The sequence below is a fragment of the Nocardioides sp. YR527 genome (genome assembly GCF_900101045.1).
Taxonomy (GTDB): domain Bacteria; phylum Actinomycetota; class Actinomycetes; order Propionibacteriales; family Nocardioidaceae; genus Nocardioides.
In genome coordinates this window covers 25,549-38,012 of the sequence record NZ_FNFN01000013.1, presented here as the reverse complement: position 1 = coordinate 38,012, position 12,464 = coordinate 25,549, and the positions used below count along the sequence as shown (strand labels likewise).

General features: G+C 69.6%; 12 protein-coding genes. 5 read left to right on the top strand and 7 right to left on the bottom strand.

Going from position 1 to position 12,464, the window contains the following annotated elements; translation table 11 throughout:
* The first annotated feature begins 5 nt into the window (after nucleotides 1-5).
* Nucleotides 6-1,190 (top strand): amidohydrolase, encoded by a 1,185-nt coding sequence (locus BLT25_RS27760; protein ID WP_091052793.1) that lies wholly within the window; start codon nucleotides 6-8, stop codon nucleotides 1,188-1,190.
* On the opposite strand, the gene BLT25_RS27755 is transcribed toward BLT25_RS27760, so the two are convergent.
* The 4 genes from BLT25_RS27755 to BLT25_RS27740 form a co-directional block, all read right to left on the bottom strand.
* Nucleotides 1,187-2,470, bottom strand: a complete 1,284-nt coding sequence (locus BLT25_RS27755; RefSeq protein ID WP_176884352.1) for an ABC transporter permease subunit — start codon at nucleotides 2,468-2,470, stop codon at nucleotides 1,187-1,189. The two genes, BLT25_RS27760 and BLT25_RS27755, sit on opposite strands and share 4 nt — an antisense overlap.
* Before the next feature lie 5 nt (nucleotides 2,471-2,475).
* Nucleotides 2,476-3,783, bottom strand: a complete 1,308-nt coding sequence (locus tag BLT25_RS27750) for an ABC transporter permease (protein WP_176884350.1) — start codon at nucleotides 3,781-3,783, stop codon at nucleotides 2,476-2,478.
* The gene (locus BLT25_RS27745) at nucleotides 3,780-5,294 is read right to left on the bottom strand and encodes an ABC transporter ATP-binding protein (RefSeq protein WP_091052792.1); all 1,515 of its coding nucleotides are present in this window, start codon (nucleotides 5,292-5,294) and stop codon (nucleotides 3,780-3,782) included. Before BLT25_RS27745 ends, BLT25_RS27750 begins: the two co-directional genes overlap by 4 nt.
* 112 nt (nucleotides 5,295-5,406) lie before the next feature.
* Nucleotides 5,407-6,495, bottom strand: coding sequence for a BMP family lipoprotein (locus BLT25_RS27740; RefSeq protein ID WP_091052790.1), 1,089 nt, complete (start codon nucleotides 6,493-6,495; stop codon nucleotides 5,407-5,409).
* Between the two features lie 179 nt (nucleotides 6,496-6,674).
* Here BLT25_RS27740 and BLT25_RS27735 point away from each other — a divergent pair, with 179 nt between their 5' ends.
* The 3 genes from BLT25_RS27735 (at nucleotide 6,675) to BLT25_RS27725 (ending at nucleotide 9,572) form a co-directional block, all read left to right on the top strand.
* Nucleotides 6,675-7,088 (top strand): cytidine deaminase, encoded by a 414-nt coding sequence (locus BLT25_RS27735; RefSeq protein ID WP_091052788.1) that lies wholly within the window; start codon nucleotides 6,675-6,677, stop codon nucleotides 7,086-7,088.
* 17 nt (nucleotides 7,089-7,105) lie between these two features.
* Nucleotides 7,106-8,389: a thymidine phosphorylase gene (locus BLT25_RS27730; RefSeq protein ID WP_091052786.1), complete on the top strand. Its 1,284-nt coding sequence runs from the start codon at nucleotides 7,106-7,108 to the stop codon at nucleotides 8,387-8,389.
* A 139-nt stretch (nucleotides 8,390-8,528) separates the two neighbouring features.
* Nucleotides 8,529-9,572 (top strand): S66 family peptidase, encoded by a 1,044-nt coding sequence (locus BLT25_RS27725; protein ID WP_091052785.1) that lies wholly within the window; start codon nucleotides 8,529-8,531, stop codon nucleotides 9,570-9,572.
* Nucleotides 9,573-9,578: 6 nt separating this feature from the next.
* On the opposite strand, the gene BLT25_RS27720 is transcribed toward BLT25_RS27725, so the two are convergent.
* The gene (locus tag BLT25_RS27720; protein ID WP_091052783.1) at nucleotides 9,579-10,034 is read right to left on the bottom strand and encodes a MaoC family dehydratase; all 456 of its coding nucleotides are present in this window, start codon (nucleotides 10,032-10,034) and stop codon (nucleotides 9,579-9,581) included.
* 35 nt (nucleotides 10,035-10,069) lie between these two features.
* Between BLT25_RS27720 and BLT25_RS27715 the strand changes: the two genes are divergently transcribed.
* On the top strand, nucleotides 10,070-11,149 hold the full coding sequence (locus BLT25_RS27715; RefSeq protein ID WP_091052781.1) for an adenosine deaminase: 1,080 nt from the start codon (nucleotides 10,070-10,072) through the stop codon (nucleotides 11,147-11,149).
* Here BLT25_RS27715 and BLT25_RS27710 read toward each other — a convergent pair.
* Complete coding sequence (locus BLT25_RS27710; protein WP_091052780.1) at nucleotides 11,124-11,735, bottom strand: uridine kinase family protein; 612 nt, start codon at nucleotides 11,733-11,735, stop codon at nucleotides 11,124-11,126. The genes BLT25_RS27715 and BLT25_RS27710 overlap by 26 nt on opposite strands.
* A 30-nt stretch (nucleotides 11,736-11,765) precedes the next feature.
* Nucleotides 11,766-12,434, bottom strand: coding sequence for a deoxyribose-phosphate aldolase (gene deoC, locus BLT25_RS27705; protein WP_091052779.1), 669 nt, complete (start codon nucleotides 12,432-12,434; stop codon nucleotides 11,766-11,768).
* Between the last annotated feature and the right edge of the window lie 30 nt (nucleotides 12,435-12,464).

Here is a 12,464-nt window from a genome sequence, read left to right as displayed (position 1 = left end):
GGACCATGCTGGAGCCTGCTGCCTTCCTCGCCGAGCGAGTCGATGCCTACGACGCCGAGCTGACCGACCTGCGCCGGGACATCCACGCGCACCCGGAGCTGTCCTGGCAGGAGCATCGCACCACCGAGCTGATCGCCGAGCGACTGGAGAAGGCGGGCTGGCAGGTCGACCGGCCCTCTGCGACCGGCCTGATCGCCGACCTGGGCCAGACGGACAGGGTCGTCGCGCTGCGCGGCGACATGGACGCACTGCCCGTCGACGACGTCACCACCGACGTCTGGACGAGCACCGTCCCCGGCGTCGCGCACGCCTGCGGCCATGACGTACACACCACGGCGCTGCTCGGCGCCGGCCTCGCCCTGGCCGACCTGCATCGCGAGTCACCGCTGCCCGGAGGCGTACGCCTGCTGTTCCAGCCCGCCGAGGAGGTCATGCCGGGCGGGGCGCTGCACCTGATGAGCCTGGGTGCGCTCGACGACGTGGAGCGGATCTTCGCGCTGCACTGCGACCCGACCGTCGACGTCGGCCGGGTCGGGATCCGCTCCGGCGCGCTGACCAGCGCGGCCGACCTGATCGACGTGCACCTCAGCGGCACCGGCGGTCACACCTCCCGCCCGCACCTGACCGGCGACCTCGTCTTCGCGCTCGCCAAGGTGACCACCGAGCTGCCGGTGATCCTGAGCCGGCGGATGGACCCCCGGGCCGGTGTGAGCGTCGTCTGGGGCAAGGTGACGGCCGGCCAGATCCACAACGTGATCCCCGCCCACGGGTCCGTCGGAGGCACCGTGCGGATCCTCGACAGCGACGCCTGGAGCGAGGTCGAGCACGTCGTACGCGAGGTCGTCGCCGAGATCATCGCGCCCTACGGCGTGACGGCCGCCGTCGACTACACCCGCGGGGTCCCGCCGGTCAGCAACGACGAGGAGTCCCACCAGATCCTCGTCGAGAGCGTCCGCGCGGTTCTGGGGGAGCGGGGTGCCGTCGTCTCCGCGCAGAGCCTCGGTGGCGAGGACTTCGGCTGGTACCAGGAGCAGGTCGCCGGCTCGATGTTCCGTCTCGGAGTACGCACCCCCGGCGGCCCGACCTACGACCTCCACCAGGGCGACCTGCGCATCGACGAACGAGCGGTGGGCGTCGGCGCCAAGGTCCTGGCCGCCGCCGCCCACCGCGCACTGGTCCAGCCGGGCTAGCCCTTTCGGTACGGCACCCCGTCTGCGGCCGGGGCACGTGAGTGCCCGACGAGGCCGGCGACGGCGAAGATCGTCACCACGTACGGCAGCATCAGCATGAACTGCGACGGCACCGGAGAGCCGATCACCGAGAGCACGGACTCGACGTTGGACGCGAAGCCGAAGAGCAGCGCCGCCAGGGTCGCCTTGATCGGGTCCCACTTGCCGAAGATCACCGCGGCCAGCGCGATATAGCCCGCGCCGCCGGTCATCTCACGACCGAAGGACGGCACCGAGACGAGCGTGTAGGTCGCCCCGCCGATGCCCGCGATCGCGCCGGCCAGGAGCACGGTGCGGTAGCGGGTGGCGATCACGTTGATGCCGACGGTGTCCGCCGCCTTCGGGTGCTCGCCGACCGCGCGCACGCGCAGGCCCCACTTGGACCGGTAGAGGGCCCAGGCGATGAGGAAGACGGCGGCGTACATGATGTAGACCAGCACCGTCTGGCGGAAGAAGATCGGGCCGAGCACCGGGATGCCGGACAGCAGCGGGATCTCCAGGCGCGGGAAGTGGGGCGGGTTGTTGAGCGCCGCGGCGTTCTCCGAGAGGACCTGGGAGAACATGAAGCTGGTGAAGCCGATCACGAGCACGTTGAGGACGACACCGACGATGACCTGTTCGACCCAGTAGGTGATCGCGAAGAGGCCCAGGAGCAGCGCGACCAGCATCCCCGCGACCATCGCGGCCACCAGGCCGGCCCAGGGGCTGCCGGTGAGGGAGGCGACGATCGCGGCACCGAAGGCGCCGAAGAGCAGCTGGCCGTCGATGGCGATGTTGACGACGCCCGACCGCTCACCGAGTACGCCGCCGAGCGCACCGAACACGAGCGGCACCGCCAGCGCCAGCGCGCCGGCGAGCAGGCCGACCACGGGAAGCGTCTTGCCCGCGACCGCCCAGGCCAGGAACCCGGACACCGCGATCACGGCGAAGGCCGCGACCAGCACCAGGGGAGTCTTGCGGCCGGCGCGAGCGGTCCAGGCCGCGTACGCCGTGCACAGCAGGCACAGCACCACGGCCGTCCACACGACGGCGTTGGCCGGCAGCGTGATGTCGGGGATGGCGAACCAGTCACCGTCACGGCTCCACCTGAAGGTGGAGTCGCCGGTGCGAGGAGCCAGGATGACGAGCAGCGCCACCAGCACGGTGAACACCGCCATGACGATGGGCGTCTTCCACAGGCCCGGGATGCGCTCGGCGACGACTGGTTCGTCGGAGTTGACCGGAAGATCGACGATGGACACGGTCCTCAGGCCTCCTTCGTGGGGAGTCGGAAGATCGCCTTCACCAGAGGTGGCGCGGCGAGGAACAGCACGATCAGGGACTGGATGACCAGCACGATGTCGACCGGGATCCCTTCGGAGGCCTGCATGAAGAAACCGCCGGACTTGAACGCGCCGAACAGGAGCCCGGCGGCCAGGATGCCGAACGGACGCGAGCGTCCCAGCAGCGCGACGGTGATCGCGTCGAAGCCGATCCCGGCGTCGAGGCCGCTGGTCGCGCCGTCGGTCACCGAGCCGAGCACCTGGTTGACCCCGGCCAGGCCGACCAGGGCGCCGGAGATCAGGAACGCGCTGAGGTAGGCGACCCCGACGTTGATGCCGGCAGCCTTCGCGGCCGAGGGGTTCTCGCCGACCGCGCGGAAGCGGTAGCCGAGCGAGGAGCGATTGAGGATCCACCAGACCAGGAACGTCGCCAGCACCGCGAGCAGGAACCCGGCATGCAGGTTGAACTGCGGTCCGAGCAGGTCCGGCAGGATCGCGGACTCCGGCATCGGCGAGGACTTGGGGTTGCCCGACCCGGGCGCCTGGAGCAGCGACTTGCGGGTCAGCGCGTAGAAGACCAGGTAGTAGCCGATGTAGTTGAGCATGATCGTCACGATCACCTCGTGGGCACCGGTGAGCGCCTTGAGGAGACCGGCGATCCCGCCCCACAGGGCGGCGACCAGCGCTCCGACGAGGATCGCCAGCGGCAGGTGCACGATCATCGGCAGGTCGAGCCTGACCGCCACGAACGCGGCCGCGGCGCCGCCGAGCAGCATCTGACCACGGCCGCCGATGTTGAAGAGCCCGGCGCGGAAGGTCAGGCCGATGCCGAGCCCGGCCAGCGTCAGCGGCGCGGCGAACTTCATCGTCTCGGTGATCGGCTTGATCTGCTGGGTGAACGTGCCGCCCAGGTCGTTGTAGACAGCACCCCGCCACAGCGAGACGTACGCCCCCGAGATGGCCTCCCACGCGTAGAAGAACGTGTCGGAGGGGCGGGCGAAGAAGTAGGAGAGCCCGTAGCGGACGTCCTCGTCGGTGAAGAGGATCATCAGCGACCCGAAGAACATCGCGAGCACCACCGAGAGCACTGCGACCAGCGCGTTGCCCGTGGTGATCTCGCGCATCGCCAGGTGCCAACGGCTCGCCTCGGGTACCCGGTCGGCGTCGGAGGACGCCTTCACCTCATCGGCCGACTCAACCAGCTCGGTCGGCTCGGTCGGCTCGGTCGGCTCGGTCGGCTCGGTCGGCCCGGTCGTCTCGGCCGGCTCGTTCTCCGGCCCCTTCTCACTCACGACTCAATCCCTTCAGGAGTCTCGCCGGCCATCATCAGGCCGAGGGTGTCGCGGGAGGTGTCGGCGGGCACGATGCCCACGACCCGTCCGCGGTAGAGGACCATGATCCGGTCGGCGAGAGCGGCGATCTCGTCGAGCTCGGTGGAGACCACGAGCACCGGGACGCCGGTGTCGCGCGCGGCCACGATCTGCTGGTGGATGAACTCGATCGACCCGACATCGACGCCGCGCGTCGGCTGCGCCGCGACGAGAAGTCGCAGGTCACGTGAGAGTTCCCGGGCGACGACGACCTTCTGCTGGTTGCCGCCCGACAGCTGCCCGGCCAGGGTCGAGACCCCGGGGGCGCGTACGTCGTACTCGGCCAGCTTCTCCTTGGCGAAGGTGTCGAGCTTCTTCAGGTTCAGCGAACCGCGCGAGACGAAGGGCTCGTCGTAGCTGCGGTTGAGCATGAGGTTCTCGGAGATGGTGAAGTTGCTGACCAGGCCGTCGACCTGGCGGTCCTCGGGGATGAACCCGATCCCCGCCTCGAGCGCCTTGCGGACCGAGCGGCCCACGATCTCGCGGCCGTCGAGACTGATCGAGCCCTCGACGTGCGGGGCCAGGCCCACCATCGCCTCGGTGAGCTCGGTCTGGCCGTTGCCCTGGACCCCGGCGACGGCCAGGATCTCACCGGCGTCGATGTGGAAGCTGATCGAGTCGACGTGGACACGCCCGTCCTCGTCGGCCACCGTGAGGTCGGAGACGACGAGTGCGCGCTCGCCCGGCTCCGCCGGGTCCTTGTGCACCTTGAGCTCGACCGGGCGCCCGACCATCAGTGCCGCGAGCTCGGCGTTGGAGGCCTCCGGGGAGGCCTCGCCGACGACCGTGCCGCGGCGGATGACCGTGATCCGGTCGGCCACCTCGCGCACCTCGCGCAGCTTGTGGGTGATGAACACGATGCCCGTGCCCGACTCCTTGAGCTGGCGCATGATCGCCATCAGCTCGTCGGTCTCCTGTGGCGTCAGGACGGCGGTCGGCTCGTCGAAGACGAGCACCTCGGCGTCACGCGAGAGCGCCTTGATGATCTCGACCCGCTGCTGCACGCCGACGGGGAGATCCTCGACGAGCGCGTCAGGGTCCACCTGGAAGCCGAAGCGGTCGGAGATCTCCCGGACCCGCCGGCGGGCGGCGACGAGGTCGAGGCTGCCGGCGAACCCGGTGGTCTCGTGGCCGAGCATGACGTTCTCGGCGACGGTGAAGACGGGGATGAGCATGAAGTGCTGGTGCACCATGCCGATGCCGGCGGCCATCGCGTCGCCGGGACCCTTGAAGTGCTGGGGCTCGTCGTCGATGACGATCTCGCCCTCGTCGGCCTGGTAGAGGCCGTAGAGGACGTTCATCAGCGTGGACTTGCCCGCGCCGTTCTCACCGAGGAGGCAGTGGATCTCACCCGGCTCGACGGTCAGGGAGATGTGGTCGTTGGCGACCAGGGAGCCGAAGCGCTTGGTGATGTCGCGAAGCGCGAGTCTCATGGCACGGATCATTCCTTGCAGGTGGAGAAATTCCGAAGGTACGAGGCGAGGGGGCCGGGTGCACCCGGCCCCCTCGTCATGGTGGTCCCGACGGGCGGGGCCACCGGGGTGATCACTCCGCCAGGTAGGAGTTGACCTTGATCGAGCCGTCCTTGATGCCGGCGGTGACTTCGTCGATCTCGTCGGGGAGGGTCTCGGAGACCTTCGACTCGAAGTTGTGGAACGGCGCCAGGCCGACCCCGTCGTTCTCGAGCGTGCCGACGTACGGCGTCGCGTCGAACTTGTCCTCACCCGCGGCGAGGATGACATCCGTGGTGGAGGTCTTCATGTTCTTCAGGATGGAGGTGAGCACGACGTCCTGGGTGTTCGGGTCGGTCTCGTAGAAGTCGGCGTCGACACCGATCAGGGCGACCTCCTTGCCGGAGTCGGCGATCGCGGTGAGCGCACCCTGGTAGATCGGGCCGCCGACCGGCAGGATCACGTCGGCGTTCTGGTCGATGATCTGGCGGGCGGTGTTGGTGGCCTTCTCGTTGGCGACGAACTCGCCGGTGAAGGAGCCCTTCTCGCCGCCCTCGTAGCCGACGACCTTGACGTCCTTGTTCTTCGTCTTCGCGTAGTACTCGACGCCCTGCTTGAACCCGTCCATGAAGATCGTCACGGTCGGGAACGGCTGGCCGCCGTAGGTGCCTACGACGCCGGTCTTGGTGTAGTCGGCGGCGACGTAGCCGGCCAGGAACGCGGCCTGGGCGGTGTCGTAGAGGATCGGCTTGATGTTCTCAGCGTCCGTCTTGCCGTCGAAGTCGGCGTCGGCCGCGTCGTCGATCAGGACGTACTCGGTCTCGGGGTTGGCCTTGGCGGACTCGATGGTCGCAGCCGAGAGCGCGAAGCCGACGGTGACGATCGTGTCGCAGCCCTGCCCGACGAGGCTCTCCAGGTTGGAGGTGTAGTCGTTGGGGCTGTTGGACTCGACGTCCTTGAACTTCGAGCCGAGCTCGTCGGCGGCTTCCTTCACGCCCTCGTAGCTGAGCTGGTTGAACGACTTGTCGTCGAACCCGCCCTCGTCGGAGACGATGCAGGGAAGGTAGTCGCTGTTCCCCTCCCCAGCGCGCTCGGCCGGCGCCTCTCCACACGCGGCGAGCGCGGCAGCGGTCAGGACCGCGGCGAAGCCGCCGGCGGCGGCCTTCTTGATGTTGTTCTTCACTGGTGCCTCCAGGTCGTTGCTCCGCGGAACGCGGCGCAAAGGACATTCATGTCCGAACGCTCTCCCCAAAGACCGAGCATTGCCAGGGATTACGCGAACGGTTACCAACTTTTGATCTCGACGAAGCCTAAGCCTCCTAGCTTGTGCTTGGTTGTCCGGACAGGCTTTAAGGTCGAACCATGACCGAGAAACATACGTACGCCGCAGAGGGCTTTGACTGGGAAGGCCTGCGTGCGCACGCGGTCGAGGCCGCAAAACATGCGTACGCGCCCTACTCCAACTACCCGGTCGGAGTGGCCGGATACGCAGACGACGGACGCCTTCTCCAGGGGTGCAACGTGGAGAACGCCGGCTACGGCGTGACGCTGTGCGCCGAGTGCGGGCTCGTCTCGTCGCTGCACATGACCGGCGGCGGCCGCCTCACCCACGTCGTCTGCGTCAACGGGTCCGGCGAGGTCATCATGCCCTGCGGCCGCTGCCGTCAGCTGCTCTGGGAGAACGGCGGCCCCGAGCTGCTGCTGATGACCGTCTCAGGCGTGAGGCCGATGTCCGAGGTCCTTCCGGACGCCTTCGGTCCGGAGGCTCTGGCCTGATGCCTAGGGTGGTACCCATGTCACAGCATGATGCGGTCGAGGTGATCCTCGCCAAGCGCGACGGCGGCGAGCTGAGCGACTCGCAGATCGACTGGATGATCGCGGCCTACACGGCGGGGGTCGTCGCTGAGGAGCAGATGTCGGCGCTCAACATGGCGATCCTGCTCAACGGGATGTCCCGGCGCGAGATCGCGCGGTGGACCGCGGCGATGATCGCCTCGGGAGAGCGGATGTCGTTCGACTCCCTGGCCCGGCCGACCGCCGACAAGCACTCCACCGGCGGCGTCGGCGACAAGATCACGCTGCCGCTGGCGCCGCTGGTCGCGGCGTGCGGGGTGGCGGTGCCGCAGTTGTCCGGCCGCGGCCTCGGTCACACCGGTGGCACGCTCGACAAGCTCGAGTCGATCCCCGGGTGGCGGGCGTCGATGTCCAACGAGGAGATGCTGGCCCAGCTCGGTTCCGTCGGCGCGGTGATCTGCGCGGCCGGTGAGGGGCTGGCCCCGGCTGACCGCAAGCTCTACGCGCTGCGCGACGTCACCGGCACCGTCGAGTCGATCCCGCTGATCGCCTCCTCGATCATGTCCAAGAAGATCGCCGAGGGCACCGGGGCGCTGGTGCTCGACGTCAAGGTCGGCGCCGGGGCGTTCATGAAGACGCTCGCCTCCGCCCAGGAGCTGGCGCGCACCATGGTCGACCTCGGCACCGACGCGGGCGTCAACACGGTCGCGCTCGTGACCGACATGGCCACCCCGCTCGGCCTGACCGCCGGCAACGCGATCGAGGTCACCGAGTCCGTCGAGGTCCTTGCCGGCGGCGGGCCCGCAGACGTCGTCGAGCTCACCGTCGCGCTCGCGCGAGAGATGCTGACCGCCGCCGGTGTGTCCGGCCCCGACCCCGCCGACGTACTCGCCTCCGGCAAGGCCATGGACGCCTGGCGGGCGATGATCTCGGCGCAGGGCGGTGACCCCTCGGCGACGCTGCCGGTCGCCCGCGAGACCCACGTGATCACCGCGCCGACCTCTGGCGTGCTGACCCGGCTCGACGCGATGGCCGTCGGGCTCGCGGCCTGGCGTCTCGGCGCCGGGCGGGAGCGCAAGGAGGACGCCGTACAGGCCGGGGCCGGCGTCACCTGGCACGCTCGCCCGGGCGACTCGGTCGCTGCTGGTACGCCGCTGTTCACGCTCCACACCGACACCCCTGAGCGCTTCGACCGCGCGCTCACCGCGCTGGAGGGTGGCTACGAGATCGGGGACGGGACCGCGTACGAGGCGACGCCGCTGATTCTCGACCGGATCGGCTGACCGTCCGCCGCTGGTCGAGCCGCGAGGCCGTCCGCGGTCTCGACACGCCTCCGCCTAGCGGCTCCGGCGGCTCGACCAGCGGGGATGACCGCGCGATAACGGGTCGCTTCTCGGGTCGGCAAACGGCCAGACTTCACCCATGAAGATCGTCAAGCCACCCAAGGCCGTCGCGGGCGACAAGGTCGCCGTACTGTCACCCTCCTTCGCCGCGCCGGGGGTGGGGCCGGCGATCCACGAGCAGGCGCTGACGCGGTTGACCGAGGTGACCGGGCTGGTGCCGGTGGAGTATCCGACGACCCGGAAGGTCGGTGCGACGCCGCAGGAGCGCGCGGCCGACCTGAATGCCGCGTTCGGCGACCCCGAGATCAGGGCGGTGCTGGCCACCATCGGGGGCGAGGACCAGATCACCGTGATCCCGCACCTGGACGCGGACCTGGTCCGCAAGGACCCGAAGCCGTTCCTCGGCTACAGCGACAACACCAACCTGCTCAACTGGCTGTGGACCAACGGCGTCGCGGCGTTCCACGGCGGCTCTACCCAGGTCCACCTCGGGCCGGGGCCGGGGCTCGACCCGATCCACGAGGCCTCGCTGAAGGCGGCGCTGCTGACCGGCGAGCGGCTCGAGATCACCGAGCCCGGGGAGTCCGAGGACATCGGTCGCGACTGGAACGACCCGCGCGCGCTGACCGAGTACGGCGAGCGTGAGGCGACCGAGCCCTGGACCTGGGCCGGGCCGTCCCGCGAGGTGACCGGGCGCACCTGGGGCGGCTGCATCGAGATCCTCCAGTGGGCGCTCACCGCCGGACGCTTCCCGGCCGACCCGGCGGTGGTGGCGGGCGGCGTACTCCTGCTGGAGACCTCCGAGGAGCTCATCCCGGCGCAGGAGTTCGGCTGGATCACGCGCTCGCTGGGCGAGCGCGGGCTGCTCGAGGCGATCGACGCGGTGGTCGTCGCTCGCCCGCCGACGTCCGACTTCGAGCGTCGCCCGAGCGCTGAGGAGCGCGCCGCCAAGCGCGCCGAGCAGCGCGATGCCGCGATCGAGACCGTCGCTCGTTACAACCCCGACGCCGTGGTCGTCGTCGGCCCACCGTTCGGGCACACCCGACCGCAGTGGATCCTGCCCTACGGTGGCGAGATGACCGTCGACGGCACGACCCAGCGCCTGTGGGCCGACTACTCCTGAGCGGGCTCAGGCCTCCAGCAGGAGCACGACCGACTCGGCGACACATGCGGGCTTGGCCGAACCCTCGATCTCGATCGTCGTCTTCACGACGAGCTGGAGGCCGGTGGGGAGCTCGGTGACCTCGCCGAAGGTGATGACCGGACGGATCCGGGAGCCGACCAGGACCGGGGTGGGGAACCGGACCTTGTTGAGGCCGTAGTTGAGCTTCGCGCCGGGCGTCTCCAGCGAGTAGACACTGACACCGAGGTAGGGGATCAGCGACAGCGTCAGGTAGCCGTGGGCGATGGTGCCGCCGAACGGTCCCTCCTTGGCCCGCTCCTCGTCGACGTGGATCCACTGGTGGTCGCCGGTGGCGTCAGCGAAGGCGTTGACGCGGTCCTGGTCGACCTGGAGCCATTCGCCGGTGCCGATCTCGGTGCCTGCGGCGTCGGATACTTCTTGGAGAGTGGTGAATGTACGCACCCCCGGAATCTAGCGGCATACGGAATAATGGGCCCATGGAACCGTCCGACATGCAGATCAAGGCCGCCCCGAAGGTGCTGCTCCACGACCACCTCGACGGTGGCGTACGTCCCTCGACACTCGTCGAGCTCGCCGCTGAGGTGGGCCACCGGCTGCCGGAGGGTACCCAGGACGATCCGGTCGCGCTGGAGGAATGGTTCGTGACCAGCGCGGACTCGGGGTCGCTGGAGCGCTATCTCGACACCTTCGCGCACACGCTGGCGGTCATGCAGACGCTGCCCGCGCTGACGAGGGTGGCTCGGGAGTGCGTCGAGGACCTCGCCGAGGACGGCGTCGTCTACGCCGAGGTCCGCTGGGCACCGGAGCTGCACCTGGCCAACGGCGGCGAGCTGGAGGAGGTCGTCGCGGCAGTTCAGGCCGGGTTCGACGAGGGCATGGCGAGGGTCGCGGAGAGCGGTCGGAAGATCGTCGTACGCCAGCTGCTCACCGCCATGCGGCAGGCCGCCCATGCCACCGAGATCGCCGATCTCGCGGTGGCCTGGCGCGACCGCGGCGTCGCCGGGTTCGACATCGCGGGCCCTGAGAAGGGCTTCCCGCCGAGCCGGTTCCTGGCGGCGTTCGAGCAGCTCGCCGCCGACAACATGCGGTTCACCATCCACGCCGGCGAAGGGTTCGGGCTGCCCTCGATCTGGGAGGCGGTGCACCCCTGCGGCTGCGACCGGCTCGGTCACGGCGTACGCATCGTCGACGACATCACCCTCGAGGAGGGGGAGGCGCCGCGGCTCGGCCGGCTCGCTGCGTACGTCAGGGACCGGCGGATCCCGCTCGAGCTCTGTCCTCGCTCCAACGTGCAGACCGGGGCGGCGAAGTCGATCGCCGAGCACCCGATCGGGTTGCTCTACGACCTCGGGTTCCGAGTCACCATCAACACCGACAACCGACTGATGTCACGGACCTCGATGTCGGCGGAGATGGCCGGCATCGTGGAGGCCTTCGGCTGGGGGCTGCCCGAGCTCCAGCGGCTGACGACCAACGCGATGAAGTCCGCGTTCCTGCCCTACGACGAGCGGGTCGACCTGATCCACGAGATCAAGGACGCGTACGCGGCCCTGTGAGTCGTCCGATGGCGACGTAGCCGTGCTTCGGGTAGACCGCGGTGCAGCCCTTGGCGACCGCGTCGGCGACGACCTGCGGCTGTGCGCGCATCAGCGCCAGGCCCCGCTTGACCAGCACGAACGGTGGTTTGCGGCGCTCGCGGAGATCGCGGGTGAGCCGGCGCCAGAAGGTCACCGTCGGTGAGTGGGTGACGCAGTAGGCAGCGGCCAGCAGGCCAGCGTCGCGGCACTCGGCCACGATGTCCTGGGCGAAGATCCCCTCGGCGACGAAGAACGGCGCGTCCCCGAGGGTCAGCGACTGCCAGCCGGTGCGGCCGTCGTGGGCGATGTCGTAGACGGGTACGTCGGCCATGCCCGTCTCGCAGAGCGCCGTGATCGCCTTCATCGCGTCATCGGGATGCCAGGAGTCGGGGTGGTCCCAGTCGACCAGGCCCGCGTTGGGGCCCTCGGTGATCCGGGGGAGCGAGGGGTCGGAGCCGTCCTTGTAGAAGTCGTCCAACCTCAGGACCGGCAGGCCGAGCCGCTCGGCCAGACGGGACTTGCCGGCACCCGAGGGGCCGGCGAGGACGATGACCTGAGCGCGCACCGCAGCATTCTCGCCTGTGCCGGGCCGAAGTCAGTAGCCGGCGCCGGGAGCCGACCCGGCCAGCAGCGCGCGCGAGCCCGAGACCCCGAGCCGGGTCGCCCCGGCGGCGATCATCTGCTCGGCCTGCTCCATGGTCCGCACGCCGCCCGAGGCCTTGACGCCGAGGTCGGGGCCGACGGTCTCGCGCATCAGCTCCACGGCGTGGACGCTGGCGCCACCGGCGGGGTGGAAACCGGTGGAGGTCTTCACGAAGTCCGCGCCGGCGTCGACGGCAGCCCGACAGACGCCCACGATCTCGTCGTCCTCCAGTGCGGCGGACTCGATGATCACCTTCAGCACCGTCGGGGCCGGGGCCGCGGCGCGCACGGCGGCGATGTCGGCCTCCACATCGGCGTAGCGCTTCTCCTTCGCGGCGCCGATGTCGATGACCATGTCGATCTCGTCGGCACCGGCCTCGACCGCGGCCGCCGCCTCGGCGGCCTTGACGGTGGAGAGGTGCTTGCCGCTCGGGAAGCCGCAGACCACGGCGACCTTCAGGCCGTCCGGGACAGTGACCGGGAGCATCGACGGGGAGACGCACACCGAGTAGGTGCCGAGCTCGGCGGCCTCGGCGATCAGCGCGTCGACGTCGGCGCGGGTCGCCTCGGGCTTGAGGAGGGTGTGATCGATCAGCTTCGCGATCTCTGCGGGGGTAGGCACAGGCTCAGCATATGCATCTACCTCGCGAAG